The organism is Aeromonas sp. EU05-FHT14A05, from assembly GCF_058791175.1.
The window spans coordinates 129211-155407 of record NZ_JBYTDH010000003.1 but is presented as its reverse complement, the minus strand read 5'-3'; the positions used below and the strand labels follow the sequence as shown (position 1 = coordinate 155407).

At 65.3% G+C, this 26197-nt stretch carries 27 protein-coding genes; 10 read left to right on the top strand and 17 right to left on the bottom strand.

The genetic code is table 11. From position 1 onward, the window contains the following. Positions 1–161: 161 nt before the first annotated feature. Positions 162–1337, bottom strand: coding sequence for an iron-containing alcohol dehydrogenase (locus AC3WR3_RS05965; RefSeq protein ID WP_319912273.1), 1176 nt, complete (start codon positions 1335–1337; stop codon positions 162–164). Positions 1338–1695: 358 nt separating this feature from the next. Here AC3WR3_RS05965 and AC3WR3_RS05960 point away from each other — a divergent pair, with 358 nt between their 5' ends. Beyond that, positions 1696–2280 (top strand): hypothetical protein, encoded by a 585-nt coding sequence (locus AC3WR3_RS05960; protein ID WP_247627349.1) that lies wholly within the window; start codon positions 1696–1698, stop codon positions 2278–2280. A 114-nt stretch (positions 2281–2394) separates the two neighbouring features. Here AC3WR3_RS05960 and AC3WR3_RS05955 read toward each other — a convergent pair whose 3' ends face one another. The 4 genes from AC3WR3_RS05955 to AC3WR3_RS05940 all read right to left on the bottom strand — a co-directional run bounded on the left by AC3WR3_RS05955 (position 2395) and on the right by AC3WR3_RS05940 (position 4582). After that, positions 2395–2832 carry a hypothetical protein gene (locus tag AC3WR3_RS05955; protein WP_202047523.1) on the bottom strand — a complete coding sequence of 146 codons (438 nt, stop codon included), beginning with the start codon at positions 2830–2832 and terminating at the stop codon, positions 2395–2397. Between the two features lie 214 nt (positions 2833–3046). After that, positions 3047–3793, bottom strand: a complete 747-nt coding sequence (locus tag AC3WR3_RS05950; protein ID WP_492291433.1) for an SDR family oxidoreductase — start codon at positions 3791–3793, stop codon at positions 3047–3049. Between the two features lie 42 nt (positions 3794–3835). After that, positions 3836–4081 carry a DUF3624 family protein gene (locus AC3WR3_RS05945; protein ID WP_247627351.1) on the bottom strand — a complete coding sequence of 82 codons (246 nt, stop codon included), beginning with the start codon at positions 4079–4081 and terminating at the stop codon, positions 3836–3838. Between the two features lie 27 nt (positions 4082–4108). Continuing rightward, the gene (locus AC3WR3_RS05940; RefSeq protein WP_492291432.1) at positions 4109–4582 is read right to left on the bottom strand and encodes a GNAT family N-acetyltransferase; all 474 of its coding nucleotides are present in this window, start codon (positions 4580–4582) and stop codon (positions 4109–4111) included. Between the two features lie 186 nt (positions 4583–4768). Between AC3WR3_RS05940 and AC3WR3_RS05935 the strand changes: the two genes are divergently transcribed. Both AC3WR3_RS05935 and AC3WR3_RS05930 read left to right on the top strand, forming a co-directional pair. After that, complete coding sequence (locus AC3WR3_RS05935) at positions 4769–6211, top strand: RimK family ATP-grasp domain-containing protein (RefSeq protein ID WP_139439184.1); 1443 nt, start codon at positions 4769–4771, stop codon at positions 6209–6211. A 24-nt stretch (positions 6212–6235) separates the two neighbouring features. Beyond that, on the top strand, positions 6236–6772 hold the full coding sequence (locus tag AC3WR3_RS05930; protein WP_162519295.1) for an MgtC/SapB family protein: 537 nt from the start codon (positions 6236–6238) through the stop codon (positions 6770–6772). 60 nt (positions 6773–6832) lie between these two features. Here the strand turns inward: AC3WR3_RS05930 and AC3WR3_RS05925 are convergent, their stop codons facing one another. Together AC3WR3_RS05925 and AC3WR3_RS05920 are read right to left on the bottom strand one after the other, a co-directional pair. Beyond that, positions 6833–8449 carry an alpha-amylase family glycosyl hydrolase gene (locus AC3WR3_RS05925; protein ID WP_492291431.1) on the bottom strand — a complete coding sequence of 539 codons (1617 nt, stop codon included), beginning with the start codon at positions 8447–8449 and terminating at the stop codon, positions 6833–6835. Positions 8450–8570: 121 nt separating this feature from the next. After that, positions 8571–8843, bottom strand: coding sequence for a DUF2442 domain-containing protein (locus tag AC3WR3_RS05920; protein WP_492291430.1), 273 nt, complete (start codon positions 8841–8843; stop codon positions 8571–8573). A gap of 262 nt (positions 8844–9105) precedes the next feature. Here AC3WR3_RS05920 and AC3WR3_RS05915 point away from each other — a divergent pair, with 262 nt between their 5' ends. Beyond that, positions 9106–11070 carry an LTA synthase family protein gene (locus AC3WR3_RS05915; RefSeq protein ID WP_492291429.1) on the top strand — a complete coding sequence of 655 codons (1965 nt, stop codon included), beginning with the start codon at positions 9106–9108 and terminating at the stop codon, positions 11068–11070. 56 nt (positions 11071–11126) lie between these two features. On the opposite strand, the gene AC3WR3_RS05910 is transcribed toward AC3WR3_RS05915, so the two are convergent. Next, on the bottom strand, positions 11127–11597 hold the full coding sequence (locus AC3WR3_RS05910; RefSeq protein ID WP_025325515.1) for an Lrp/AsnC family transcriptional regulator: 471 nt from the start codon (positions 11595–11597) through the stop codon (positions 11127–11129). Between the two features lie 160 nt (positions 11598–11757). Between AC3WR3_RS05910 and AC3WR3_RS05905 the strand changes: the two genes are divergently transcribed. Then, positions 11758–12276, top strand: coding sequence for a phosphatase domain-containing protein (locus AC3WR3_RS05905; RefSeq protein WP_492291428.1), 519 nt, complete (start codon positions 11758–11760; stop codon positions 12274–12276). A 136-nt stretch (positions 12277–12412) separates the two neighbouring features. Here AC3WR3_RS05905 and metA read toward each other — a convergent pair whose 3' ends face one another. After that, entirely contained in the window at positions 12413–13366 is a 954-nt protein-coding gene (gene metA, locus AC3WR3_RS05900) for a homoserine O-acetyltransferase MetA (protein WP_247627359.1), read from the bottom strand. A 144-nt stretch (positions 13367–13510) separates the two neighbouring features. Between metA and AC3WR3_RS05895 the strand changes: the two genes are divergently transcribed. Beyond that, positions 13511–14749 (top strand): HD-GYP domain-containing protein, encoded by a 1239-nt coding sequence (locus AC3WR3_RS05895; RefSeq protein WP_202047715.1) that lies wholly within the window; start codon positions 13511–13513, stop codon positions 14747–14749. Between the two features lie 27 nt (positions 14750–14776). Continuing rightward, entirely contained in the window at positions 14777–15940 is a 1164-nt protein-coding gene (locus AC3WR3_RS05890) for a molybdopterin-binding protein (RefSeq protein WP_492291427.1), read from the top strand. Positions 15941–15947: 7 nt separating this feature from the next. On the opposite strand, the gene AC3WR3_RS05885 is transcribed toward AC3WR3_RS05890, so the two are convergent. Continuing rightward, on the bottom strand, positions 15948–16463 hold the full coding sequence (locus AC3WR3_RS05885) for a metal-dependent hydrolase (protein WP_492291426.1): 516 nt from the start codon (positions 16461–16463) through the stop codon (positions 15948–15950). A gap of 419 nt (positions 16464–16882) precedes the next feature. On the opposite strand from AC3WR3_RS05885, the gene AC3WR3_RS05880 reads away from it, so the two are divergent. The 3 genes from AC3WR3_RS05880 (at position 16883) to AC3WR3_RS05870 (ending at position 20607) form a co-directional block, all read left to right on the top strand. Next, the gene (locus AC3WR3_RS05880; protein WP_492291425.1) at positions 16883–18547 is read left to right on the top strand and encodes a flagellar assembly protein A; all 1665 of its coding nucleotides are present in this window, start codon (positions 16883–16885) and stop codon (positions 18545–18547) included. Positions 18548–18662: 115 nt separating this feature from the next. Beyond that, positions 18663–19472: a sugar-phosphatase gene (yidA, locus tag AC3WR3_RS05875; RefSeq protein ID WP_492291424.1), complete on the top strand. Its 810-nt coding sequence runs from the start codon at positions 18663–18665 to the stop codon at positions 19470–19472. Positions 19473–19836: 364 nt separating this feature from the next. After that, positions 19837–20607 (top strand): gamma-glutamyl-gamma-aminobutyrate hydrolase family protein, encoded by a 771-nt coding sequence (locus tag AC3WR3_RS05870; RefSeq protein WP_492291423.1) that lies wholly within the window; start codon positions 19837–19839, stop codon positions 20605–20607. A gap of 67 nt (positions 20608–20674) precedes the next feature. On the opposite strand, the gene AC3WR3_RS05865 is transcribed toward AC3WR3_RS05870, so the two are convergent. The 7 genes from AC3WR3_RS05865 to lptM form a co-directional block, all read right to left on the bottom strand. Then, positions 20675–21079, bottom strand: coding sequence for a hypothetical protein (locus AC3WR3_RS05865; protein ID WP_025325506.1), 405 nt, complete (start codon positions 21077–21079; stop codon positions 20675–20677). Positions 21080–21171: 92 nt separating this feature from the next. After that, on the bottom strand, positions 21172–21882 hold the full coding sequence (locus tag AC3WR3_RS05860; protein WP_492291422.1) for an HAD-IA family hydrolase: 711 nt from the start codon (positions 21880–21882) through the stop codon (positions 21172–21174). A gap of 144 nt (positions 21883–22026) precedes the next feature. Then, entirely contained in the window at positions 22027–22983 is a 957-nt protein-coding gene (gene xerC, locus AC3WR3_RS05855; RefSeq protein ID WP_041206763.1) for a tyrosine recombinase XerC, read from the bottom strand. Further along, entirely contained in the window at positions 22976–23656 is a 681-nt protein-coding gene (locus AC3WR3_RS05850) for a DUF484 family protein (protein ID WP_202047721.1), read from the bottom strand. The genes xerC and AC3WR3_RS05850 overlap by 8 nt, the downstream gene beginning before the upstream one ends. 154 nt (positions 23657–23810) lie before the next feature. Further along, positions 23811–24641, bottom strand: coding sequence for a diaminopimelate epimerase (dapF, locus tag AC3WR3_RS05845; protein WP_025325502.1), 831 nt, complete (start codon positions 24639–24641; stop codon positions 23811–23813). 62 nt (positions 24642–24703) lie between these two features. Continuing rightward, on the bottom strand, positions 24704–25954 hold the full coding sequence (gene lysA / locus AC3WR3_RS05840; RefSeq protein WP_042649014.1) for a diaminopimelate decarboxylase: 1251 nt from the start codon (positions 25952–25954) through the stop codon (positions 24704–24706). Positions 25955–25974: 20 nt separating this feature from the next. Next, positions 25975–26181 (bottom strand): LPS translocon maturation chaperone LptM, encoded by a 207-nt coding sequence (gene lptM / locus AC3WR3_RS05835; protein ID WP_202047723.1) that lies wholly within the window; start codon positions 26179–26181, stop codon positions 25975–25977. Positions 26182–26197 lie beyond the last annotated feature (16 nt).

The window sequence follows — 26197 nt, the reverse complement described above, 5'->3', positions numbered from 1 at the left end:
AGGGCGGTCAGCCCGAAGCGCTTGAGGTTGGAGCAGACAGAACGCAGGGATCACAGCGCGTGGGAGAGGATCCGCGCTACCTTGTCCGGATCTATGTCCTGCTGCTCACCCAGGGCGGTCAGCCCGAAGCGCTTGAGGTTGGAGCAGACAGAACGCAGGGATCACAGCGCGTGGGAGAGGATCCGCGCCACCTTGTCGGGATCGATATCTTGCTGCTCACCCAGGGCGGTCAGCCCGAAGCGCTTGAGGTTGGAGCAGATGGCGGGGATGCAGCTCTCGTTCAGGCCGTAGTCGGCGAGGCGGGTGCCTACTCCCATCTGCTGGAAGAACTGCTCGGTGCGGATGATGGCCTCCTCGATGCGCAGCGCCTTGTCCTCCCGGCGGGAGTGCCAGACCCGCTCGGCGAACTGGGCCAGCTTCTCCTGCTTCTGGGCTGCCTGTTCCCGCAGCAAGGAGGGCAGCACCACCGCCAGGCTTTGGGCATGATCCAGCCCGTGCAGGGCGGTGAGCTGGTGACCTATGGCATGGGTGGACCAGTCCTGGGGCACGCCGCGCCCGATGAGGCCGTTGAGGGCCAGGCTGGCGGCCCACATCAGGTTGGCCCGCACCTGGTAGTTGGTGGGCTCCGTCAGCGCCCGCGGGCCGTTGTCCACCAGCACCTGCAGCAGGCCCTCCGCCAGCCGATCCTGCACATCCCCTCCCACCGGGAAGGTGAGGTACTGCTCCAGGATATGGACGAAGGCATCCACCACGCCGTTGCCCACCTGGCGCACCGGCAGGCTGTAGGTGGTGGTGGGATCCAGCACCGCAAACCGGGGCAGCACCAGCGGATTGTAGAAGGAGAGCTTGGCCTCTCCCCGGCTCACCACGGCGGCGGGATTGCTCTCGGAGCCGGTGGCAGGCAGGGTCAGCACGCAACCGAGCGGCAGCGCCCCCTTGACCGGCGCCTTCTCCAGCAGGATGTCCCAGGGATCCTCCCCCTCGAAGCAGGCCGCGGCGGCCACGAACTTGGTGCCATCCACCACGGATCCGCCGCCGACCGCCAGCAGGAAGTCGATGCGCTCGCGCTTGACCAGGTCCACCGCCTCCATCAGCTGATCGTACTGGGGGTTGGCACCTATGCCGGGAAACTCCAGCCACTCCCTGCCCGCCAGCGCCTGGGTCAACTGCTCATAGACGCCGTTCTGCTTGATGCTGCCGCCGCCGTAGAGCACCAGCAGGCGGCTGCCCGCCGGGATCAGCTCCGGCAGCGTGGCTATCTGGCCCTCCCCGAAACAGACGCGGGTGGGATTGGCATATTGGAAGTTGTACACGGCAGAGCCCTCGGTTGAATGCATGCAGGGGGATTGTGCGCCAGCCATACCATCAGGTCAAAAAACGGGAGCGAGCCATCAACATGGTGATGCCCCCCCCCTTTGGCATCATGGTACTCAGGCATGACTTTCCATGGTGTCACTGGCGCAGTCCCCTGCTCCCTCATGGCGCCGCGCCATGTCGTCATCCCATTGGGTCAAAAACGGGAGCGAGCCATCAAAATGGTGATGCGCTCTCTTTGGCATGATGGTACTCAGGTGTGACTTTGCTATGGTGTCACTGGAGCAGGGGGCTCACTCCCCTGCTCCGTCATGGCGCCGCGCCATGTCGTCATCCTGACGCCTCTCACGGGGTTCTGTTTTCCAGCCATAGGGTCTAATCATGAAACTGAAGCACGCATGGATCGCAGGAGTGCTCACTCTCTGTGTCAATCCCCTGATACAGGCCGCCGAGGTGACCGCCAATGTGGCAGTCACTCCGGGCCAGGCCAGCCTGGCAGAAGAGGTGAAGGCCGAGGCGACCGTCACCGCCCTCGATCTCGCGACCCGCAAGATCAGCCTGAAGAATGCCGAAGGCGAGACCTTCGATCTGGTCGCCGGGGAAGAGGTGACCAACCTCCAGAACCTCAAGGTGGGGGACGTGGTGGCGCTGCGCTACCTGCAGCTGCTGGATCTCGAGCTGCTCAAGGGCACAGCCGGCGTGAGAAAGCGGGTGGTAGAGGTAGAGGGGAGCAAGGCGGCCGCCGGCCAGCAACCGGGCGCCGGGGCTGGCATGCAGGTCACCATCTATGCCGACGTCATCGACGTCGACAAGGCGCAGCAGACCATCAGGGTCAAGGGGGTGGACAATACCCTCACCCTCAAGGTGAGGGATCCGGCCCAGTTCGCCCTGATCGCCAAGGGGGATCAGATCAAGGCCGTCCAGACCACGGCCATCGCCATAGGAATCGTGCCCAAACAGCCCTGAGGCACGCCGTCTGCGGCAGGGAGGGCGCTGGCGCTCCCTGCTTCATCCTTCCCCGGCATCCGGGGCAACATCTTGCCCATCCGACACCAAAGATTGCCGTTCGAGTCGGAAGTGTCAGGCCTGGGTGCTCTGCCCGCTCGACGACTTGCCGGTGAGCCTGTCCATGGCCGCCTTGAGCATGGCATCACGCTGCTCGGTCAGGGCCCGGGTCTGGGTCTCCCGCTCTTCGGCCGAGAGCGTCTTGTTGTCGGCCACCCCCTTGATCTGGCTCTCGAGATCGTCAAATTTTTTGCGATCGAAGCCGAGTGCCTTGTCCACCAGCTGCTGCACCACCGTATTGTTGGCGCTCCCGGCCAGGGAGGCGCTCTTGCCGCTTCTGGCCAGATGCTCGTAAGTCAGTACCTGCTGCGCCTTGCCGGTCAGCACCTGGCTGGAGAGGCTGACCTGCTGATCCCAGCTTCCCTGCTGGCTGTCATCGCCACTGAGGGTGGCCAGGGCACGGCTGTGGGACGCACTCTGGGCGAGTTGCTGACCATAGGGTTTGATGTCCATGAAGGCTCCAAGCTGCTGCCGGCCAAACCGGCGTCCGGGGAGACACTCCCCGCCAATCACCATGACTCAGCAAGTTGCAGGCCAACTTGACCACCAGCTGGCAGCGATCTGGGATAGAGGGTGGATGGCGCCAGACGGGGGCAGCGGGCAGGATAGAAAACAGAGCGAGAAGAGGCACCCGGGGGTGCCTCTTCTCATCCCGGCGAGACGGAGTTCAGCGACGGCTGATCTGCAACGGGCCGAAGGTCTGGGCCACCGGCATGATCTCTATGCTGTTGATGTTGACGTGGGCGGGCTGCTGGCTGACCCAGAGCACGGTATTGGCGATGTCCTCCGGCTGGATGGCCTGCACCCCCTGATAGACGGTGGCCGCCTTGGCGTCGTCACCGTGGAAGCGCACGTTGGAGAACTCGGTGCCGCCACAGAGGCCAGGCTCCACATTGGTAACTCGGAGGGCTGTGCCCGCCAGATCGGCCCGCAGGTTCAGGCTGAACTGCTTCACGAACGCCTTGGTGGCGCCGTAGACGTTGCCGCCCGGATAGGGATAGGTGCCGGCGATGGAGCCGATGTTGACCACGTGGCCGCGATTGCGCGCCACCATGCCCGGCAGCAGCAATCGGGTGAGCAGGGTCAGGCCGCTGATGTTGGTGGCGATCATCTGCTCCCAGTCTTCCAGATCCGCCTTGTGGGCGGGCTCGAGCCCGAGCGCCAGCCCGGCGTTGTTCACCAGCAGATCCACCTCGCGCCACTCGGCCGGCAGCCCGGCGATGGCGGCGCGGGTGGCGGCCTTGTCCTGCACGTCGAACGCCAGCGGCAGGAACTGCTCGCCCAGCTCGTCGGCCAGGGCGGCCAGCCGCTCGGCGCGGCGACCGGTGCCTATCACCCTGTAACCAGCCTGCACCAGCAGACGGCTGATGGCCTCACCAAACCCGGACGAGGCGCCCGTTACCATTGCGATCATCTGAACCTCCATTGTTATTTATCTGGTTGAAACAAAAAGAATTCACTCATTATCCAGCTCGCGCCCCGTCACCTTGCGCCAGAGGAAGACCGACAGGTGCAGCAGCAGCAGGCCGCTGCCCCCCAGGGCAAACAGCAGGCCGGTGAGGGCGTTGACCGAGGTGTCGGCGCCACACCACCACCAGACCAGCCAGCCCACGGCCCCGATAACGAAGGTCTGGATGGCGCAGATCGGGCAGCGCCCGAGTTTGGCCTTGATGGCGGTGGCCAGACAGTCATCACAGCTCATGGCTGCCCCTCGATGTCAGGGGGCGATTCACGACGCATCCCGCCCGGCGGGGCGCAGCGCCAGCACCAGCCGGTGGGCATGCTGGCCCGGGCCGTAGTAGTCCGGCAGCCTGAGCCTTGGGCGAAACCCCAGCCCGTGGTAGAGGGTCTGGGCCTCGGGGTTGGCATCAGCCACTTCGAGCCGGATGGCGCCCCAGCCTGCCTCGCGGCCTTCCCGGATCACCTGCTCCAGCAGGCGCCGGGCCCAGCCCTGGCGGCGCACCGTCCAGCGAATGGCGAGGGTCTGGATGATGAGCCTGTCCCAGCCCCTGTGCTCCAGCACGCTGAGGTAGCCCATCAACTGCGCCTTCTCATCCAGCAGCAGCAGGGTGCGCCCCCTGGCATGGCTGAGCAGGTAGTGCCAGCGGCTGCGGCCGAAGGCGACCTCGGGGGGGAAACAGTAGCGTTCCAGCTTAACGATGGCGCCCAAATCATCGGTTCGGGCCGCGCGCACGGTCAACACGGGGAGTCCTTGTTCGGTTATTTATCCTCAGCACCAGAAATGCGACTTGTATCACAAGTTACCAAGGCAGAATATTAGGCACTGTAACCTCTTGTTTCCCCTCGCGCCATTGTCGTGCTTGTCGGTGCATCGAAGCCCACTGGGGATCCTGCCTTCTCGGGCAGTCCTTTCTGTGGAGCCGAAAATATGAGTACCTATGTCATCGTCGACGAGCTGGGCGACTGGCCCTGCCATGCCGATTATCTGCTGACCGCCCGCACCTATCTGCAACACGGCGTGCCCACCACCGGCGGCCGCCCCCGCATCATCAACCTCTGCCGCAGTCTGGAGCACCTGAGCGCAGGCTATTACTGCTCATTGCTGGCCCAGGCCCGCAGCCACCACTGCCTGCCGGGGCTGCAGGCCATCAGCCGGCTGCAACCCCAACAGCCACCGGCCAAGCTGTGGCGCAAGCTGCAGGGCTGGCTGACCCGCCAGAGCGAGGACAGGATCCGGGTGCGCGCCATCTTCGGCCAGTGCGAACAGAGCGAGCTGGCGGGGCTGGCCCGCTACTACTACGGCCTGAGCCAGCTGCCGCTGCAGGAGCTGACCCTCAAGCGAGGCCGTCACGGCTGGTCGGTGCGCCAGCAGCAGAGCCTCTCTCCCCTGGCGCTCAGCCCGAGCGAGAAGGCACTGATGGTGCAGCACGCCCAGGCGCTGGTGGGCACAGGGGGCGAGGAGCAGACGGCGCCCCTCTATCAGCTCGCCATCCTGATGGATCAGAACGATGGCCGGGCCAGCAGCGATGCCCTGGCGATAGAGCGCTTCATCCAGGCCGCCGCCGCCCAGGGGATCCAGGCCGAGATCCTGGCCCCCTCCGCCATCGAGCGGCTGCCGGAGTTCGACACCCTCTGGCTACGGGCCGAGACCGCGGTCGGCCACTACACCTTCGAGTTCGCCCGCCGCGCCGAGCAGCTCAAGATGCCGGTGATCGACAGCTCCCGTGCCATCCTCGCCTGCAGCAACAAGCTCTACCTCTACGAGCTGATGGTGCGCAGCGGCGTGCCCATGCCCCCCACCATGGTGGTGACCCGCCGCGGCCGCCACCAGGTGGACGAGCTGGTGCAGCGCCTCGGCCTGCCGCTGATGGTGAAGGTGCCCGACGGTGCCCAGGGCCGGGATCTCGCCATGGCAAGCGACGAGACCCAGCTCGCCCGCCTGCTGGACGAGGGGCTGGGTCGCTCCGCCCTGCTGCTGGTGCAGAGCCGGATCCCCGCCGAATTCGACTGGCGCATCGGCTTTCTCGACGGCTCGCCGCTGTTCGCCTGCCGCCGCTACCGGCCGGAGCCTGGCAATCGCATCCGCCGCCGCAAGCACCCCCTCGACATGAGCCGGATCGAGGCGCTGCCGCTCACCGAGGTGCCGGAGCGGGTGTTGCAGACCGCCCGCCGCGCCGTGCACCAGCTCGGCAACGGCCTGTTCGGGGTGGATCTGCGCCAGCAGGGCCAGGGCTGCGTGCTGCTGGAAATCATCGACAATCCCTGGATACGTGGCGATATTGAAGACAGAGAGGCCAAAGATCTCTACGAGCGCCTGGCCAGGGCCTTCCGGCAACGGCTGGAGAACCGGGGGCAGAGCGCGGCAGGATAACAAGCAGGATCGGCAGAGGTGGGTATGATGACAATGCAGTGGTGGGACATAGCGCCCCTTGGCTGGAACAACATTCTGGCCTGTCTGGTGTGTGGCGGTCTGGTGGGGCTGGAGCGGCAGTTGCACGGTAAGCCGGTCGGCATTCGCACCTCCTCCCTCATCGTGCTCGGCACTTACTGCTTTCTCGCCATCGGCGCCGCCGTCAGCCCGCAGTCTGCGGATCAGGCGCGGGTGCTGGGCCAGCTCATCACCGGCATCGGCTTCCTCGGTGCCGGGGTCATGATGACCCGGGATGGTCAGGTGCTGGGGGTGACCTCGGCCGCCACCATCTGGATGCTGGCCGCCCTCGGCGCCCTGATCGGCATGGGAATGCTGCACCAGGCAGTGCTGCTCACCGGCGTGACCCTGGGGATCCTGGTGGGGGTTCACTACCTGGAGACCAGCTTCAAGAGCCTGCGCCGTGGCGTGCACAACCGGCTGGAGCACTGGCGCAACGGCAACGAGCGCGGCGCGCCGGCCAGCCCCCGCCAGGAGGAGCTCGGCAGCGGTCTCGAGAAGTGACCCTGCCGCCAGCTGGCAACAACAAGGGCTCCCGCGGGAGCCCTTTTGCTGTCTGCCATCTCATTGCAGCAGCAGGAAGCGGCCGGTGAGGGGCGGCAGGCCCACCGTCAGGCTGCTGCCCCCCATGGCCAGGCGCTCGCCGCTCTGCAGATCCACCAGGGTGCTGCCGCTGCGCAGCTTGGCCAGAGGCAGGCTGTAGCTCTGGGGCGTACTTGAAACGTTGAGCAGATAGACGATCTGTTCCGCCGCCGTCTGCTTGATGTCGCCGTAGACGCTGCCCTCGGCCACCAGCTTGACTCGCTCCCCCTGGTAGAGGGCGGGGTGGGCGGCGCGCAGGGCCAGCAACTCGCTCAGCCACTGCTTCAGATCGCTCTGCTCGCCGCTCGGCACGAAGCCGGTGACACCGGGCACCTTGCCGTCGCTGCGGGCCACGTGATCGTCGCACAATCCCTGGGCCGCACAGTCACCGCCCACCTGGGCCGCAAAGCCCGGCACCTCGTCGCCAAACTCCTCGCCGTAGTAGAGGGTGATGGGGCCGGAGCGGGCCGCCAGGAAGCTGAAGGCCGCCTTGTGGCGCTGCCAGTAGTCCGCCTGGTTGAAGTTGCCGCGCTCCAGCAGATCGCCGAAGCGCACCAGATCGTGGTTGCCCAGCATCAGGTTCGGCATGGCGTGGTTCGGGTAGTTCTCCACCTTGTTCCAGCTGGCGTCGAGCACGCCGGCCCCCTGCCCGCCCTTGCCGGACTCCTCCACCGCCAGCGCCTGCACCAGGCCGTAGCGCAGCGGGAAGTCGAACGCCGAGGAGAGCGCCGGGTTGTCGCTGCTGCCATACGCCTGGGCCCGGATTTCGTCGGCCCCCTTCCACACCTCGCCCACCATGTAGCCGAGCGTGCCCCACTGCTGGCCGGCGGCCTTGCGCGTTGCGCTGGCCTGCGCCACCTCGGCGCGAATGGCGCGCCAGTCGTCCAACCCCAGCTGATAGGCCTGATCGAGGCGCCAACCGTCGATGCCGTACTGCTGGACCCAGTAGCGGGCCACCTCCTTGAAGTAGGCGAGGCTCTCGGGCTGGCTGTAATCCACCAGCTGGCCCGGATAACCGGCACCGCCGCTCTTGAGGACGGGCAGGCGGCCCTCTGGCGAGGGCTTGCTCACCCCCACCCTGTTGACGTGGCCGAAGACACCGTCGAGGAAGACGTAGAGACCGCGCTGGTGGGCCGCGTCCACCAGGGTCTTGAGCTGGGCATTGCTGCCGAAGTTGGGATCCACGTTGAAGAAGTCGCAGGCGAAATAGCCGGTGGCATCCAGCCGATCGTCCCCGGCCTGACCGGCGCAGGAGTCGAACACAGGGGTGAGCCAGATGGCGTTGACGTTGAGGCTCTTGATGTGGTCCAGGCTGTCGATGATCCCCTGCAGATCGCCGTTGTGCCTGGAGGGGCCGTAGCCGACGCCGTAGTTGGCACTGCCGTCGCCATCGACGAAGGACTCCACCATCACCTGATAGGTTCTCAGGTTGCAGGCGGGCTGATCATCGCCGTAGCAGGCGCGACTGTCCGAGGTGGGAGGCGGATTGACCACGGGGGGCTGGGTCTCGCTGCTGGATCCCCCACCGCCGCTGCCGCACGCTGTCAGTAACAAGGCGGCCCCGATCAGGCCGCCATGGCGCAACCTTCCTTGTTTCATTGTTATCTTCCCGCTGTGGTGCTGGCGCAAAATGCGCCACCCTGAGGCCATGATAACGGCCTAGCTAAAGCGGGTCTGTGACTGAAAACGTTACCTGACTCAACGAGTTAGCCCGTCACTCTCAGCCCGGGTTGCGATCCGGGAAGGCCTCGCGCTCGTCGACGGGGGCAATCAGGTGATAGACCTCCTGGGCCGACAGGGTGCAGCCCGAGGGCCACTCCAGCTGGTGGCGACGATTGATGAAGACCCGGGCACAATGCCGCTCCGAGTCCAGCGCAGCGAACAGGGGCTGGCTGCGCCAGGGGGTCAGATCCAGCACCCCGGTGGTGCCGTCCGAGAGCACCACGAACAGGCACCAGCCGTGCACATACTCCACATCGATAAAGACCGGCATCCCTTCGGCTCCGATTGAGAAAATCCGGCGCCATTATAGGCAAGCCCCCCGCCGCGCTTTGCAGTGGGGATCACACAACGCCCAGTCATTTATGCTGTCTTTGGGCTCCCTCGGGACACCTCATTAAAAAATCAATGTTATCAATAGCATCCTATGGCCCCCTGCGCCGCAACCTTTCCCCGCCCCCATTGTCATAACCCTGCAATATAAAAAAAGCTGTCCTCGGATGGGCATCAAAAAACAGGCTTTATCAGGAAAAACAATGACAAAAATAAGACACTGGCTGGGTCCATTTTGGCCCATCGCCATTTTTTCAGTGATCGCGCTCATTGCCCTCTCCGCCAGCCGGGCAGGCCTGGGGCTCTGGCAACAGGAGCGGGTCGACGCCGTCGCCGGTTGGTCGCAACTGCTGCTGCAAGGTATCCGGGTCGACCTTGCCACCCTCTGCTGGCTGTGGGGTGTCCCCGCCGTCTTCACCCTGCTGCTGGCCGGCCCCCATGCCCTGGGCCGCGCCTGGCTGCAACTCATCCGGGTCTGGCTGACCCTGGGGCTCTGGCTGATGCTCTTCCTCGAGATCTCCACCCCAGCCTTCGTCACCGAATACGGGGTGCGCCCCAATCGCCTCTATATCGAATACCTCATCTACCCGAAGGAGGTGCTCGCCATGCTGTGGGCGGGGCGCAAGGGCGAGCTGCTGCTGGCCCTGGTGTTCAGCCTGCTGACTCTGGGGGGCGGCTGGTGGCTGAGCGGGCGCCTGATGCGGCACCTGAGCTTCCCGCGCTGGCATCTGCGCCCGGCCTTCGCCCTGCTGATCCTGGCCATCGGCTTCCTCGGCGCCCGCTCCAGCCTTGGGCACCGAGCCCTGAACCCGGCCATGGTGGCATTCGCCAGCGATCCCCTGGTCAACGCCCTGACGGTCAACTCCGCCTACTCCCTCTTCTTCGCCATCAAGCAGATGAGCAACGAGGAGAGTGCCGGCGAATTCTACGGGGAACTGCCCAGGGAGCGGATCATGGCGCTGGTGCGCGAGGAGAGCGGCCGCCCCGACCAGGACTTCAGCTCCGAGACACAACCCAGCCAGACCTTCAACGAAGCCAGCCATAGCGGCAAGCCGAAGAACCTGGTGATCCTGCTGCAAGAGAGCCTGGGCGCCCAGTTTGTCGGCTCCCTCGGCGGCCTGCCGCTGACCCCCAACATAGATGCGCTGTCCCGGGAGGGCTGGGCGTTCGAGCAGCTCTACGCCACCGGCACCCGCTCGGTGCGCGGCATAGAGGCGGTACTGACCGGCTTCACCCCGACCCCGGCCCAGGCCGTGGTCAAGCTCGGCAAGAGCCAGACCAACTTCTTCACCATCGCGGATCTGCTCAAGCAGCGGGGCTATGACACCAGCTTCATCTACGGCGGCGAGAGCCATTTCGACAACATGCGCAGCTTCTTCCTCGGCAATGGCTTCACCACCATAGTCGAGCAGAAGGACTTCAAGAACCCGGTGTTCGAGGGCTCATGGGGCGCCTCGGATGAAGATCTCATGGCCAAGGCCAACGACACCTTCGAGGCACTGCACAGGCAGGGCAAGCCCTTCTTCAGCCTGGTGTTCAGCTCCAGCAACCACGATCCCTTCGAGTTCCCGGACGACCGCATCTCCCTCTATGAACAGCCCAAGGCGACCCGCAACAACGCCGCCAAGTACGCGGATTACGCCGTCGGCGAGTTCTTCAGGAGGGCCAAGGCATCGGACTACTGGAAGGACACCCTGTTCCTGGTCATCGCCGATCACGACAGCCGGGTCGGCGGCGCCAGCCTGGTACCCATCCCCCGCTTCCATATCCCTGGGGTCATAGTGGGAGAGGGCATAGCGCCGAAACAGGATCCGCGCATCGTCAGCCAGATAGACATGGCGCCCACCCTGCTCTCCCTGATGGGCATAAGTGCCGACTACCCCATGCTGGGCAAGGATCTGACCCGCATGCCGGCAGACTGGCCGGGGCGCGCCATCATGCAGTACGACAAGAACTTCGCTCTGATGCGGGGCAAGGATGTGGTGATACTGCAGCCGGAGCGGGCGGCGGAAGGCTTCATCTATGACGATGCCAGCGAGACCCTCACCCCGGCCCCGCAGCCGGATGCCATGAAGGATGCCGCGCTGGGCCTGGTGCTCTGGGGCAACCTGGCCTACCAGCAGGGGCTCTACCAGACGGCGCCGGACGACAGGCTCGCCCTCAACTGACGGGATGAAGAAACGAAAAAACCGCCAGCTGGCGGTTTTTTTCTGCCCCCTGGCGCTCAGGGATGGGTGAAACAGGGCAGGGATCGGCTGAACCTGTGCTCGAACACCAGGGAGGTCTCGAGGTGTACCACCTCTTCCCGGGAGGTGAAGTGATCGAACACGAAGTTGCGCAGGTGCTCGGTGTCGGCGACGCAGAGGTGCACCAGGAAATCATCCTTGCCACCCATGTGAAACAGGCTGATCACCTCGGGCAACGCCAGGATGGCATCGCGAAACGCATCTATGATCTGCCGGCTGTGGCGCGCCAGCTGCAGGGAGACCATGGCCTGGATATGGCCGCCCAGGGCCTGATAATCCACCTCGCAATGAGCGCCCTTCAGCACCCCGTCCTGTTGCAGCTTGCGCACCCGCTCCAGGCAGGTGGAGGGAGCCACCCCGACCAGGGCCGCCAAATCCTTGTTGGTCATGCCCGCATCGCGAAACAGATGGGCCAGGATGTCCAAGTCCAGTTGATCCAGGTTTCTCATCTCTACTCCTTCCATCGCTCTATTTTTTTAGACTCTGCCCGTAAACCGGGCCGAACACAACGCAGATTGACATCACACCCGCGCCCTCTATGCTGTGCCGCACTCAAACAGGGGGCCAATAAGCTCGTTTGACACCCTACTAGCACCGACAAGGATCCTCATGCTCAGTGCCCACCCCTTCTGGAGCCTGGAGGTTCCGCGCCTCGACGGCCAGCTGTTGCTCACCCCCTGCCCCGGCAACCAGCAGGTTGCCATGCCGCTCGCCCTGGCCCAGTTGCAGCTGGCCGGTGCCGGTGGAGTGCTCACGCTGATGACGAAGGATGAGCTGGCCGCACACGGCGCAGGCTCCCTCGGCTCACTGGTCGAGGCCAGGGGCATGGCCTGGTTCCACCTGCCCATAGCGGACGATGAGGCCCCCGATGAGGCCTTCGAGCGAGCCTGGCCCCCCATGCTGCCGCAACTGATCGCCCTGCTGCGCGAGGGCAGATACCTGGCCATTCACTGTCACGGAGGGAGCGGCCGCACCGGGCTGGTGGCGGCCCTGCTGCTGATGGCCCTTGGCCAGCCCCAGCCGGAGGCCATGGCCGCCATCCGGGCCAGGCGGCCCGGCGCCTTCACCCTGGCCTGCCACCGTCACTGGCTCGACACCCGGGGGAGACGGCTGGCCGGGGCCGACTGAAGGGTGCCCTGGCTCTTGGAGTGCTCGCAGGTAAAAACCATGTCGATCTCCTCCAGCCCTATGACACCTGCCTCTTGGGCGATTTATAGCTGAGCACCTTGCCGGTCTCCTCCGGCCAATAGCGGGTGAACCGGCCCTACACCTGGCCCTTGGGCTGCTCGTAAGTGAACACCTTGCCGATGTCCTCCAGCCGATAGCTGGTGAGCTGATAGACGTAGTAGTTGAGCCAGTTGGAAAACAGCAGGTGGCCGTGGCTGCGCCAGGTGGCGCGCGGGGTCTGATCGGGATTGTCGCCCGGGTAGTAGTTGACCGGGATGACGGGGGTGAGGCCGGCCGCCAGATCCCGCCGGTACTCCCCATCCAGGGTCAGGGCATCGTATTCGGGATGGCCGGTGACGAACACCTGGCGGCAATCCTTGGTCGCCGCCAGATAGACACCCGCCTCCTCGGACTCGGCGAAGATCTGCAGATCGGTCTGGGCTCGGATAAGATCCCCGTCGAAGGCCGCATAGCGGGAGTGAGGCGCGACGAACTCGTCATCGAAGCCGCGCAGCAGCGGCTCGTGCTCATCGAGGCGGTGGTGGCGATAGACCCCTGACAGCTTCTCGCCGTGGGTCTGCTTCTCCATGCCGTAGAGCGCCTTGAGCGCCGCCTGCACCGCCCAGCAGAGGAACAGGGTGGAGGTCACATGCTGATGGGACCACTCGATGATCTCGACGATACGCGGCCAGTAGACCACCTCCTCGAACTCCACCAGCCCGAGCGGCGCCCCCGTGATGATCATGCCGTCGTAGTTGTTGCCACGGACCTGCTCGAAGTCGTGATAGAAGTTCTCCAGGTGCGCCTGGGGCGTGTTCTTCGACTCCCGATCGTCGATGCGCAGCAGATCCACGTCCACCTGCAAGGGCGAGTTGGAGAGCATCCGCATCAGCTGGATCTCGGTCTCTATCTTCTTGGGCATCAGGTTGAGGATGAGCACCCGCAGCGGACGGATGTTCTGGGTGACGGCCCGGGATTCCGTCATCACGAAGATGTTCTCCTGCCCCAGCACTTCGGCGGCGGGCAACTGGTCCGGGATCTTGATCGGCATGCTGACTCCCTGTACTGCATCGGTAAATATGTCTGGACATCTAGAAGCCTATAATAAAGCACTCATCCTGTCATCAGATACCTTTTGTATTCACCCCTGCCTTTGACTAGCATACGGCTCTGTGTGTCTCTCGTGCCCAACCCCATGACAGGAATCAAGATCTCGGTCGATCGGCTGCAAGTCGGCAATTACGTCTCCCTGCCACTGGGATGGCGTGAGCACCCCTTCCTGTTTTCCAGCTTCAAACTCAAGAGTGAAGAGGAGATAGAGCTGATCCGCCGGCTCGGTCTCAAGCTGGTGACCATCATCCCCGACAAGAGCGACGCCCCCCCCAAGCCCCTCGATCAGGTGCAGCCCGCACCGGATGGCGCTGACGATCTGGTCGGGCGCCAGCAGGAGATGCAGCAGGAGAAGACCAGGCGCATCGAGCAGTTGCAGCGCTATCGCCGGGATCTGCAGCAGTGCGAGAAGCATTTCCAGCAGTCCCTGGCCCAGGTGCGCAACCTGATGGGCAAGATCCAGTCCCGCCCCCTCAACGCCATCAATGAGGCCCAGGAGCTGATCAACGCCATGACGGAGCAGCTGCTGTCGGTGGACGAGATGGTGCTGCACCTGGTCTCCGACAGCGCGGATGGCAACAGCCTCCAGTTTCACTCCCTCAACGTCAGCGTGCTCAGCATGCTGCTGGCCAGGGAGTGCAAGCTGCCGGCGGAGGCTATTCGCCAGGTCGGCATGGGGGCCCTGTTCCACGACATCGGCAAGCTGAAGATCCCGAGCCAGATCCTGCGCAAGACAAGCCCACTGACCAAGCCGGAGCAGAATCTGATGGCCCAGCACCCGCGCTACGGCCTGGAGCTGCTGAGCCTGGCCAGTGACTTCCCCGAGCCGGCGAAACGCATAGTGCAGTACCACCACGAATACCTGGACGGCAGCGGACCACAGGGGCTCAGGGGGGATCAGCTCGACCCCCTGACCCAGATCGTCTCCCTCATCAACGAGTACGACAACCTCTGCCACCTGCAGGCCAAGGTGCCCTACTCGGCCCTCGGCAACCTCTACAAGCAGCGCAAGGCCCAATTCAACACCGACCACCTCGGCATGCTGATCCGCCTGATGGGCATCTACCCGCCCGGCAGCGTGGTGCAGCTCTCCAACGGCCAGGTCGGGCTGGTGATGTCGGTCAACGCCTCCCGCCTGCTCTACCCCGCGGTGCTGGTGTACGATCCCCGCATCCCGCGCCAGGAGGCGGCCATCATAGATCTCGAGCAGGCCGAGCTCTCCATTGCCAAGGTGATCCACCCCAAGCGACTGCCGCCGGCGGTGTTCGAGTACCTCAACCCCCGCACCCGGATCAGCTACTACTTCGAGCACAACAAGCCCTGATCGGGGTCCACCATCCAAGGAGTCTGCATGCGTATCGAGATCATCAGCACGGGGGACGAGATAGTGACCGGCCTGGTGGTGGACACCAACGCCGCCTGGCTCAGCGCCCTGCTGCTGGAGCAAGGCTGGCAGGTGCGCCGTCGCCTGACTGTGGGGGACAACCTCGCGGATCTGAAGGCCGCCTTGCAGGAGAGCGCCGACCGGGCAGAAGTGGTGCTGGTGTGCGGGGGGCTCGGCCCCACCGCGGATGATCTCACCGCCCAGGCGGCGGCCGAAGCCTTTGAGCAGCCGCTCGCCCTGTTCCCCGACTGGCTCGCCACCATGGCCGAGCGCTACGCCAGCCGGGGCCGCATCATGGCCCAGAGCAACAGCAAGCAGGCCTGGCTGCCCCGGGACTGCGACATCCTCGACAACCCGGTCGGCACCGCCTGCGGCTTCGTGGTCAGCCACCCGGCCAGCCACGGCCAGAGCCGGCTCTTCTTCACCCCGGGCGTGCCGTTCGAGTTCAAGCAGATGGTGCGCGAGCAGATCTTGCCGCGCCTCAAGGCGCTGGCGGGGGAAGAGACGGACACCGAGCTGCGCCGCTTCTATACCTTCGGCATCTCGGAATCCGCCCTCTCGGACAAGCTGGATGGGGCGCCCTGGCCTGCGGGCATCGAGCTCGGCTACCGCTCCTCCATGCCCCTCATCGAGCTGAAACTCATCGGCCACGGCGCCAGCGCCGCCGACATGGATGCTGCCGAGGCGCGCCTGCTCGGGGAGATAGCCCCCTGGCTGGTGGGGCGGGGCAACGAGGCGCCGGCGCAGCAGATCCTGGCCCTGCTGGGGGAGCGGCCGCTGTGCCTGCAGGAAGGGGAGAGCCGGGGCGCCCTGCTGGCCATGTGCCACCCCCATCCGGGGCTGGAGGCCAGCTTCAGCCACAGCCTCCCCTGCGAGCTCGACCATCTGACATGCAGCGGACGGGAGCCCAGCCTGACCATAGGCAGTGCGGGCCCAGACGGCGTGCCGCTGCTGCTGTGCGCAGACGGCCAGCGAATCGGCCAGCGGGTGAAGCTAAGTCACCCGGATCCCGAGAGCGGCCGCCGGATCCTCGCCTTCGCCGCCCTCGACATGCTGCGCCGTCACCTGCAGGGGCTGCCGGTGCTCGCCGACTACCTCACCCTGACCAGAACCGCCAGCCGCATCGACTGATGCCGGGCTAGAAGGCGCCTAAGCCCATGTTCCCATGCACCCAGTATCCGGCGAGCGCCAGGGTCAGCAGGCAGAAGGCCCTCTCGTAGCCCCCGCCGCTCTTGAGGGGCAGGCCGGGCAGCCGAAAGCGCCGGCGCCAGGGCCAGAACAGGGGGATGCCCATGGGGGTGAGCCAGTCCCCCAGCAGGTGGCTGAGGTAGCCGACGATGAGGGCATCCTTCATCACCCCGGACAGAAGGCCGGGGGCCTGAAACTGCGCCAGCCCCCATATCCCCAGGCCGACAGCCAGCAGGCTGTGGGTGAAGCCGCGATGGCCAAACAGGCGGGAGAGGGGCCCCGAGATCCAAGGCAGTTGCCGACCGAGCAGGGACTGTGGGTGATCGAGATCCGGCAGCAGGGCGCTGGCCAGGGCCATGGGCACTATGTGCCACAGGCTGCCTTCGGCCAGGGCCGGAGTGAGTTCGACCTTGTGGGCAAGCAGGGCGCAGGTGACGGAAAACAGCAGGTGGCCTTGGGCGGTCATGGGGCTCGTTCGGTTGGACAAGAGGGCAGTAGGGTCGGCTGCGACCCGCGTCAACGCCTCGGGGCGGCGGCAGATTAAAATCCCTTGAACCGCCTCTGGCAAGGTGAATCGTATCGCCACCCTGAACTTGATACCCACCGGGAGCCGCCGTCGGTGAAATAGTCAGCAGATACCGCCAGACACACCTCATTTGACACTCAGCAAGCGGTCGGGCCAGCGCCATCGGCCCAACTCCCCGTCACACAGGATTTCCTCAACCCGGCTCACCCATTTGCACTCGGCTCGTTGACCCGGGAGGCGAAATGCCAGAATACTGCGGTTCTTGGCCGCTCTCGCCCTGGCGGCATCGGCTCTTGGCAAGGATCCCGCCCCCGGCCACAGGGGGGCTAGCCGGATCGGGACAACGAAGGAGGATCCCGGTGTTAAGCAAAGCGTGGTTTCAGCTGTCGGCAGACATGACCTATGTCTGTCTGCGCATTACCCCGGGTCTCACCGAGCCCGTCCAGGAGCAGCATGTCCTGGCCCTGCTGCGGCTCTCCAACTGCCGACGCTATCAGCCCCTCGACGAGGGGATCCGGCAGGCCGTCGCCCTGCTCAACACCCTGCTGACCCAGCCGGACGCCCCCTCCCACCCTCCCGTGCCCATAGCCCAGCGGCAGGACGCCCGGCTCCTCGTCCTGGTGGACAAGGATCAGATGAGTGCCAGCGCCCAGATCACCGCCGACTGGGGCGGCAGCCCCCTGACCCTGGCGCAGTTGCAGGAGGCGGTGGCGGCGAGCCCGATCAAGCAGGGGGTGAGCGAGCGGCTGCTCGCCGCCGCCATCAAGGCCGCCAGCGAGGCGGCTCCCGGCGCTCGCCTCACCCCCGTCATCGCCCTGGGCAAGGCGGCCAGACACGGCCTTGATACCCGCCTGGAGCGGCTGGTGGAGACGGCGGCGGAACGGATCCTGAGGCCCCAGGAGGTGGACCACGGCAAGGTGGACATGCGCGATCTCGGCACCCTGCTCACCGTCAAGGCGGGAGCCCCCCTGATGCGGCGCCACCCCGCCACCCAGGGCATAGACGGCTTCACAGTGACGGGCCAGCCCCTGCCCGCCCGCCACGGCAAGGAGAGCGCCATGACGGCGGGAGAAGGCACCTGCTTCTCCCCCGAGGATCCGGATCTGCTGCTGGCGACCCGCGCCGGGCTGCCTTGCCAGGAGCGGGCCGGCATGAGGGTGGACGAGGTGCTGAGCGTCAAGCAGGTCGACATCCGCCACGGTCATGTCATGTTCGAGGGCTCCCTGCTGGTCACCGGGGACGTCATGCCCGGCATGCGGATCAAGACCAGCGGCGACGTGGTGATAGGGGGCTTCGTCGAGGGGGGCTATATCGAATCCGGCGGCACCATCACGGTGCGCAACGGCATCATAGGGCGCAAGCTGGAGGGTGACCAGTACCTCTGCCACCTCAACGCCGGGGGCGAGATCCACGCCAGCTATGCCCAGTACGCCAGGCTGGAGGCCGATGGCGACATCCATATCCAGAGCCAGCTCAGCCACAGCTATTGTCGCAGCGGCCAGGACCTCAGGGTCGGGGACAGCGCCATGCGCAAGGGCCACCTCATCGGCGGCATCAACATCGCCAACCGCCTCATCATGGCCCCCGTGCTCGGCGCCTCGGCGGCGAACCGGACCCGGCTGCAGATCCTCGGCGGCTACTTCAGCCACAAGGAGCGGGAACAGGCCCTGCGTCAACGCAAGCAGGCCTGCCGGGAGCAGCTCGACAAGCTGCAGGATCTCATCCTGCGGCTGCTGCAACAGCCCGGCGACAAGCGCAATCCCGAGACACTGCAGAAGATCAAGGCGCTGCGCACCCGGCAGCTGGACGAGAGCAAGTCCCTCGACGAACAGCTTGCCGAGGCGCAGCGCGAGCTGCAGGCCCTGATGGCCAACATGGACATCATCGCCACCCAGCGCCTCTTCCCCGGCGTCGAGGTGGAGATGGCCCATCACCACAACAGGGTCGACATAGAGCACGGCCCCATCCACTTCGCCATCCGGGAAGATCAGCTGCAGCTGACCCCCTATCAGGGCCAGCGCTGAGAGGCGCCATGGCCACTCTGCGGCGATGGCGGCGTGATCCCGGCGGCGATTTTCGCTACACTCGGCCTCCCCTTGGCCCCATAGGGCGGGCCGGCCAGACTCAGGTAGTGAGAAGATGTACAAGCTGATCGCATTGGATATGGATGGCACCCTGCTGAACCCGCAAGGTCAAATAACCCCCCGCACCCATGCCGCCATCGCGGCCGCCCGCGACCAGGGCGTCACAGTAGTGCTGACCTCCGGCCGCCCGCTGGAAGGCATGACCCCCTATCTGGCCGAGCTCGGCCTCACCGGCCAGGATGACTACGTCATCTGCTACAACGGCGCCCTGGTGCAACAGGTCGCGGATCAACGCATACTGCGCAGCCAGCTGCTGACCGGCAGCGATGCCAGCGCCATCGCCCATCTGGCCTCCGAGCTGGGGGTCAACGTCCACGGCTTCTCCGTCCGCCAGGGCCTCATCAGCCCCAGGGTCAGCACCTACACGGAGCACGAGTCACGGCTGATCAAGATGCCGATAAACCTGGTGGACTTCGCCACCCTGCCCGCCGACGAGCAGATCATGAAGGTGATGATGATAGACCCAGAGCCCCAGCTCTCCCGCGCCATCGCCCAGCTGCCCGCCGAGCTCGATGAGCGCTACACAGTGGTGCGCAGCTCCCCCTACTTCCTCGAGTTTATGAACAAGCGAAGCAACAAGGGAACCGGCGTGGCCGCCCTGGCGGAGCACCTGGGTCTGGACGCCTCCCGGGTGATCGCGGTGGGCGATGCGGGCAACGACCGCCACATGATCGAATATGCCGGACTCGGGGTCGCCATGGGCAACGCCACCGACGAGATCAAGGCGCTGGCGCAGCACACCACGGCCCGCAACGACGAGGACGGCGTGGCCAGGGTGATAGAGCAGTTCATCCTTAATGCCTGAATCGACGAGGGGCCTGCGGGCCCCTTCTGCTATCCGGCCATCAGGGCCGAATGTTTAATATATCCACCACGACTTTCCCCTAAACGCCCGCCGACTGCGGCTAAAGTCCCTGATGCAGGGACTCAAGCTGGCTCAGACATTATCGAATTAACATTTTGGCATCATTTCGTTTGACATATTGAACGGCCTTGGCAGACTGGGATCGGGATCCAGGCTGTCATCGCCCAGGCTGACCGACGATTCTGGCACTGCGGCACGACCCTGATCCCATGACCATGCCTTGAGGCAAGCCCTTGCGAGAGTGACGCGGCAAGGGCCTTCCCAAGGCGCAGGATGAGACCGCCAAGGATAGCCAAGGTGACCTATGCCCAACCCCAGTTCCCGTTCCAAACCCGTCGTGCTGATGACCATGGGGGCCCAGGCCCGCAGCGGCCACGCCTACCAGGTAATGACCCACAAATACATCACCCCCCTGGTGGAGATCAGCGGCTGCGTGCCCCTGCTGGTTCCCACCTGCTGCGGGACCGCTGATCTGGAGCAGTATCTGGATCTCGCCGATGGGGTCTACCTGAGCGGGGCGGGATCCAACATAGATCCCGCCCTCTACGGCCAGGAGAACCTGACCCCGGAGAAGGCACAGGACAGGGACAGGGATCTGTTCGACATAGCACTGGTGCGTGCCGCCCTCGATCGGGGACTGCCCCTGCTCGGCATCTGCCGCGGCATGCAGGAGATCAACGTGGCCCTGGGGGGGGACATTCATCAGAAGGTCTATTGCGAGCCCGGCTATGCGGATCACAGGGAGGATGCGGACGATCCCGTGGAGGAGCAGTATGGCCACAGCCACCAGGTGAGCCTGGTGCCCGGCAGCTGGTTTGCCGACCTGATGGGGGAGGCGCAGATCCCGGTCAACTCCCTGCATGGCCAGGGGATCAGGCGCCTTGGGGAGGGGCTGGCACCGCTTGCCCATGCCGAGGATGGCTTGATCGAGGCTATTCATGCTCCCGGATTGCCCCAGTTCACCCTGGCGGTGCAGTGGCACCCGGAGTGGAAGGCGAAAGAGAACCCCCACTCTATCAAGCTGTTTCGCGCCTTCGGCGACGCCTGTCGCCAGTATCGGCAGCGGGTCGGCTAGTCGCCGAACCCCTTGCCCTTCAGCTTGGGCAGGGCCCCGCGATCGGGGCGCAGGGACAGCGGGTCGGCTAGTCGCCGAACCCCTTGCCCTTCAGCTTGGGCAGGGCACCGCGATCGGGGCGCAGGGTACGGCAGACATCCAGCCCCTTGAGGCCACGCTGGACATGGTCAGGTGCCTGCCCCAGCACCATGCCGTTGCCGCGATAGAGCCGGGCCTCTTCCAGCTCGAACAGCTCGCCGCCGATCAGCAGCTGTTCGCGGCCATCGACCACCTTGCCCCGCTTCAGGGGCAGGGTCATGTCCACCAGTATCTCGCCGGTGGCGCACCCCTCGCGCCAGCGGGCCTGATCCGAGAAAGGCGAAATGGCGATATCCCGCCAGGATCCATCCCGAAACTCCATCCGGTAGTGATCGCGAAACAGATCGCAACCCGCCAGCACCATGGGGATGGCCAACCAGATGACACTCTTCATTCCACTCACGCCCAGCACTCCCTTGTCAGTCCGCGCCAAGAATAAATAAATGGCCTCGCCTGCGCACCTTTTTCTCTGCCCCTCAAGAGGGCTCAGAGCAGCAGCCCGGCCAGCTCGTCGAGGGTGGCGAGCTCCACATCCGGCAGCAACTTCAGCGACTGCCAGGGCAGCTGGCGCTCGTTGAGCCAGGCGGCCCGAAAGCCGTGCAACCTGGCCCCCAGCACGTCCGTCTCGGGATGATCCCCCACGTGGAGTATCTGGCCGGGGGCGAGCCCGAGGGCCTGCTGCACCTGCACGAACATGTCGGGTGCCGGCTTCATCCTGGCCCCCGCCCCCGCCTTGCAGACCTGGGTGAAGTAGCCAGCCAGACCCGCCTGCTCCAGATCCAGGTTGCCGTTGGTGATCACCGCCAGGGGGTAGCGCGCCGCCAGACGCGCCAGCAGGGCGTGAGTCGCCTCGCTCACCTCTATCTTCGAGCGCTCGGCGAGAAAGGCGGCGAACACCCGCTCTGCCTCCTGCTCGGCCAGGGAGGCGGCCATGCCCCCCTGCACCATGGCCTCGCGGATGCCGTGCTGGCGCGCCAGGCTGACGTCCTGGCTCAGCTCGGGCCGGGCCAGCAGCAACTGGCGCTTGAGTTCGAGCCAGCGCGGCTTGTCCAGCATGGCGGTGGCCAGGTATTCGCTGCGCAGATGGCTCAGCATCCACTGCTCCGCCCGCGCTATGGCGGGGCCGTTGTCATAGAGGGTGTCGTCAAGGTCGAACGAGATTGCGGCCACCGGCTGCCAGCGACGGTAAAAATGCATGCATTCTCCTCTGCGTCATCAACAGGAGCCCCCGGGCTCCTTGCTGTCACTCATCTTCCGGGGTGGCAGGATCCCGCCTGGCTCTGGCGAGGGGGCGCCGTCACTCCCCTGACCCCCTTGATATCAGGCCACCATCAATCAAGCTCACTCATCTTCCGGGGTGTCGGGATCCCGCTTGGCCCTGGGGTGGGCGCTGTCATACACCTTGGCCAGATGCTGGAAGTCGAGGTGGGTATAGATCTGGGTGGTGGAGAGATCGGCGTGGCCCAGCAGCTCCTGCACCGCCCGCAGATCCCCGGAGGACTCCAGCATGTGGGTGGCGAAGCTGTGGCGCAGCTTGTGGGGATGGACGTGGGCATTGAGGGCCTGCTTGTTGCCCCAACCGTCGAGCCGCTCCTGTACCGAGCGGGCCGACAGCCGCTGCCGGCGCTTGGAGACGAACAATGCCTCCCCCTCGTCCCCCGCCAGCGCTGGCCGCACCTTGAGCCACTTGTGCAGCCACTCCACCGCCATCCTGCCCATGGGCAGCACCCGCTCCCGCGACCCCTTGCCGGTGACCCTGAGCTGGCGCTCGTCGAGCTTCACGTCCGCAAGGTTGAGCCCCACCAGCTCGGCGAGGCGCAGGCCGGAGGAGTACATCAGCTCCATGATGGCGCGATCCCGCACCGCCAGCGGATCCTGCTCGTCGGTGATGTTGAGCAGCTGGTACATCTCGTCCACGTCGAGGTTCTTGGGCAGCGGCCGCCCCTGCTTGGGGGTGACGATGCCGCGGGCCGGGTTGGCAGGGAGCCGCCCCTGGCGCACCTGCCAGTCGCAGAAGCTGCGCAGGGCAGAGACCTTGGTGGCGAGGGATCGGGGGGCCAGGCCGGCCTTGTGCATCCGGGTCACCAGGCTGCGCACCTGGCTCGCCTCGAGCCGGGCCCAGTCATCCACCCCCAGCCTGACCAGCTCGGCGGCCATGGCCTCCAGATGGGCCTGATAGTTGCTGCGGGTATGAGGGCTGAGCTGGCGCTCGACCCTCAGGTATTCGATAAAGGCGGTGAGTTCCCCCGCCAAGGCGGGAGGCAGGGGGTCGGCGGCAGGGAGGGGTGCCTTAGCCACGAACCAGCTCGGGCAGACGCAGTTGCAGCAGACGCCCTAGCTGACCCAGCAGCAGGGTGTCGTTGTGGGGGGTGAAGTGGCTGGGATCCGAGCTCGCGAAGGCCAGCACGCCGAGATCCCCGAGCCGCATCAGGGCCACGGAGTTGACCAGCACGTCGCTGCCAAACAGCGCCTGCTTCTCGCTCTGGTTGAGCCGCCCGAAGTAGTAATCCGTCCCGGGCAGCCGCTGGCCCAGCAACTGATCGAGCTGCTTGCCGTCCGCCAGGAAGCGCTGCTCCGGGCCGCTCAGCTGGAATTTCTTCGGGCTGAGCCAGAGGCGCAGACCGGTCAGCCGCAGCCGCTGCACGAAGGCCTTGCCCATCACGGCGCTCAGCTCGAACAGGGTCTGGCAGCCATACAACTCGCCATAGAGATCCGCATAGACCCGGAAGATCCGCTCGTTCTCGCTGGCGATCCCCATCAATTCGGTGATCTCCTGCTCCAACTGCTCGATGCGCTCGCGCTGCCTGTCGAGCTGGCGCTCCACCAGGGAGATGGTGCCCTTGTGCTCATGGGGGATACGGATCCTGTCCAGCATGGCCCCGTGGCGCTGGAAAAACTCGGGGTAACGGGCCAGGTACTCCAGCACTGTGGCTTCGTCCATCAGTGATTCCTGCCGTTTGAGTTCGCTCATAACTTGGTTGATCCATCCGAAAAAGGGGCACAGGGCCCCGACATAACCTTGTGGCTGCGCGGAGGAGGTCCCGCTCGATGCCTATAACTCTATCTGGCCGTCGAACACGTGCTCGGCCGTGCCCGTCATATGCTCGACTGGCCCGCTCACTGACTTACAGCTCTATCTGGCCATCAAAGACATGCTCGGCCGGACCTGTCATGTAGACCGGCTGACCCGGCCCCTTCCAGGCGATGGTCAGCTTGCCCCCCGGCAGGGTGACGGTAACCCGCTCCCTGAGCTTGCCCTGGCTGATGCCGATCACCACGGCGGCGCAGGCGCCGGTGCCGCAGGCCAGCGTCTCCCCCACACCGCGCTCGAACACCCGCAGCTTGATCTCGCTGGCGCTGACCATCTCCATGAAGCCGACGTTGACCCGCTCGGGGAAACGCTCGTGGCGCTCCATGATGGGGCCCAGGGTCTCCACCGGGGCATCGGCCACCGAGGGCACCTCGATGACGCAGTGGGGATTGCCCATGGAGACGGCACCGCACATCACGGTGTGATCCTGTGCCCGCAGCAGGTAGGTCTTCTCCGCCTTCTGGGCGCGAAACGGGATCTTGCCCGGCTCGAACTGGGGCACCCCCATGTTGACCGTGACCTGGTTCTCCCCCTCCAGTTGCAGGGTGATGCGGCCACGGGCCGTGCTGACCGCGATGCGATCCCGGTTGACCAACCCCTTGAGGCGCACGAAGCGGGCAAAACAGCGGGCACCGTTGCCGCACTGCTCCACCTCGCTGCCATCGGCATTGAAGATGCGGTAATGGAAGTCGAGCTCGGGATCATAGGGCGGCTCCACCAGCAGCAGCTGATCGAAGCCGATGCCGAAGTGGCGATCCGCCAGCTTCTTGATGACGTCGTTGCTGAAGAACACCTTCTGGGTGACGCCGTCCACCACCATGAAGTCGTTCCCGAGGCCGTGCATCTTGGAAAATTCAATCAACATCGCGCGTTCCTGTCTCACCGTTAATCACGCTCTCACATGGAGGAACGCTGAAAATCCATCCATCACGGCAGCAGATGCTCGCCACGCCAGAGGTCGGCCAGTTGCTCCCGCTCACGGATGAGATGGGCCTGGTCACCGTCCACCAGCACCTCGGCCGCACGGGGACGGGTGTTGTAGTTGGACGACATGGTGAAGCCGTAGGCCCCGGCGGAACGCACCGCCAGCAATGAGCCCTCGGCAATCGCCAGGGTACGCTCCTTGCCGAGGAAGTCACCGGTCTCGCACACCGGGCCGACCACGTCATACAGCGCCTTCTCGTGGGTCGTGCGGCTGTCCACCTCGATGATGTTCATCCAGGCGCCGTAGAGGGAGGGGCGCAGCAGATCGTTCATGCCGGCGTCGATCAGGGCGAAGTTGCGGGTCTCGCCAGGCTTCAAGAACTCGACCCGGGTCAGCAGCACGCCGGCGTTGGCGACGATGGCGCGGCCCGGCTCGAACAGCAGGGTCAGATCCCGGCCCGCCAGCTTCTGCTTGAGCGCCTCGGCGTACTCGGTCGGATGCGGCGGCTGCTCGGCGCCATAGTTGACCCCAAGGCCGCCACCCACGTCCAGGTGATGGATGTGGATGCCTTCCGCCGCCAGCTCGTCGATGAGCTTCAGCAGCTTGTCCGCCGCCTCCATAAAGGGATTTAATTCAGTGAGTTGCGAGCCGATATGGCAATCCACCCCCTTGATCTCGATATGGGCCATGGCCGCCGCCTTGCGGTAGATGGCGGGCGCCTGCTCGATGGGGATGCCGAACTTGTTCTGCTTGAGGCCGGTGGAGATGTAGGGGTGGGTGCCTGCGTCTATGTCCGGGTTGACCCGCACCGAGACCCGCGCCTTCTTGCCCATGCTGCCAGCGACCCGGTTCAGGCGCTCCAGCTCGGCTTCCGACTCCAGGTTGAAGCAGAGGATCTCTTTCTCCAGCGCGAGGCGCATCTCGGCCTCGCTCTTGGCGACGCCGGAGAAGACCACCTTGGCCGGATCTCCCCCCGCCGCCAGCACCCTGGACAGCTCCCCGCCGGAGACGATGTCAAAGCCCGAGCCCAGGCGCGCCAGCAGGTTGAGCAGTGCCAGGTTGGAGTTGGCCTTGACCGCGTAGCAGATCAGATGGGGAATGTCGCCCGCCGCCTGATCGAAGGCGTGCCAGTGGCGCTCCAGGGTGGCGCGAGAGTAGACATACAGCGGGGTACCGTACTGGTCGGCGAGCTGTTGCAGGGGAAGCTGCTCGGCCTGAAGCTGGCCGTCGGCGTCGTAGTTAAAGTGATCCAAGGGGGCGGTTCCTTCCTAGATTATTGCGGCGCGGCCTCGGAGGCCGGTTTGGCGGTCGCAGGCGAGGCGGCTTGCGGTGTACTCTCTGTCTTGGGCTGTGCCGGTGCTTGCTCAGTGGAGGCGGGCTGCTCGGCCGGTGGCATGTAGAGCGGCCCCGTCAGGCCGCAGGCGGCCAACCCGAACGACAGCGACGCGGCAAACAGGCACTTGGTGAACTGGGTAATCATAATGGTTCGCTGCGAA

What these genes read in the sequence shown, in the direction of transcription:
- lptM (WP_202047723.1), bottom strand. Translation starts at nt 26,181, where the DNA reads ATGATTACCCAGTTCACCAAGTGCCTGTTTGCCGCGTCGCTGTCGTTC.
- AC3WR3_RS05920 (WP_492291430.1), bottom strand. Translation starts at nt 8,843, where the DNA reads ATGCCGGTCTTTATCGATGTGGAGTATGTGCACGGCTGGTGCCTGTTC.
- AC3WR3_RS05865 (WP_025325506.1), bottom strand. Translation starts at nt 21,079, where the DNA reads ATGAAGAGTGTCATCTGGTTGGCCATCCCCATGGTGCTGGCGGGTTGC.
- AC3WR3_RS05930 (WP_162519295.1), top strand. Translation starts at nt 6,236, where the DNA reads ATGATGACAATGCAGTGGTGGGACATAGCGCCCCTTGGCTGGAACAAC.
- AC3WR3_RS05885 (WP_492291426.1), bottom strand. Translation starts at nt 16,463, where the DNA reads ATGACCGCCCAAGGCCACCTGCTGTTTTCCGTCACCTGCGCCCTGCTT.
- AC3WR3_RS05950 (WP_492291433.1), bottom strand. Translation starts at nt 3,793, where the DNA reads ATGATCGCAATGGTAACGGGCGCCTCGTCCGGGTTTGGTGAGGCCATC.
- AC3WR3_RS05910 (WP_025325515.1), bottom strand. Translation starts at nt 11,597, where the DNA reads ATGAGAAACCTGGATCAACTGGACTTGGACATCCTGGCCCATCTGTTT.
- AC3WR3_RS05915 (WP_492291429.1), top strand. Translation starts at nt 9,106, where the DNA reads ATGACAAAAATAAGACACTGGCTGGGTCCATTTTGGCCCATCGCCATT.
- AC3WR3_RS05870 (WP_492291423.1), top strand. Translation starts at nt 19,837, where the DNA reads ATGCCCAACCCCAGTTCCCGTTCCAAACCCGTCGTGCTGATGACCATG.
- yidA (WP_492291424.1), top strand. Translation starts at nt 18,663, where the DNA reads ATGTACAAGCTGATCGCATTGGATATGGATGGCACCCTGCTGAACCCG.
- AC3WR3_RS05955 (WP_202047523.1), bottom strand. Translation starts at nt 2,832, where the DNA reads ATGGACATCAAACCCTATGGTCAGCAACTCGCCCAGAGTGCGTCCCAC.
- AC3WR3_RS05965 (WP_319912273.1), bottom strand. Translation starts at nt 1,337, where the DNA reads ATGCATTCAACCGAGGGCTCTGCCGTGTACAACTTCCAATATGCCAAT.
- AC3WR3_RS05945 (WP_247627351.1), bottom strand. Translation starts at nt 4,081, where the DNA reads ATGAGCTGTGATGACTGTCTGGCCACCGCCATCAAGGCCAAACTCGGG.
- AC3WR3_RS05905 (WP_492291428.1), top strand. Translation starts at nt 11,758, where the DNA reads ATGCTCAGTGCCCACCCCTTCTGGAGCCTGGAGGTTCCGCGCCTCGAC.
- AC3WR3_RS05860 (WP_492291422.1), bottom strand. Translation starts at nt 21,882, where the DNA reads ATGCATTTTTACCGTCGCTGGCAGCCGGTGGCCGCAATCTCGTTCGAC.
- metA (WP_247627359.1), bottom strand. Translation starts at nt 13,366, where the DNA reads ATGCCGATCAAGATCCCGGACCAGTTGCCCGCCGCCGAAGTGCTGGGG.
- dapF (WP_025325502.1), bottom strand. Translation starts at nt 24,641, where the DNA reads ATGTTGATTGAATTTTCCAAGATGCACGGCCTCGGGAACGACTTCATG.
- AC3WR3_RS05890 (WP_492291427.1), top strand. Translation starts at nt 14,777, where the DNA reads ATGCGTATCGAGATCATCAGCACGGGGGACGAGATAGTGACCGGCCTG.
- AC3WR3_RS05960 (WP_247627349.1), top strand. Translation starts at nt 1,696, where the DNA reads ATGAAACTGAAGCACGCATGGATCGCAGGAGTGCTCACTCTCTGTGTC.
- AC3WR3_RS05935 (WP_139439184.1), top strand. Translation starts at nt 4,769, where the DNA reads ATGAGTACCTATGTCATCGTCGACGAGCTGGGCGACTGGCCCTGCCAT.
- AC3WR3_RS05925 (WP_492291431.1), bottom strand. Translation starts at nt 8,449, where the DNA reads ATGAAACAAGGAAGGTTGCGCCATGGCGGCCTGATCGGGGCCGCCTTG.
- AC3WR3_RS05895 (WP_202047715.1), top strand. Translation starts at nt 13,511, where the DNA reads ATGACAGGAATCAAGATCTCGGTCGATCGGCTGCAAGTCGGCAATTAC.
- AC3WR3_RS05850 (WP_202047721.1), bottom strand. Translation starts at nt 23,656, where the DNA reads ATGAGCGAACTCAAACGGCAGGAATCACTGATGGACGAAGCCACAGTG.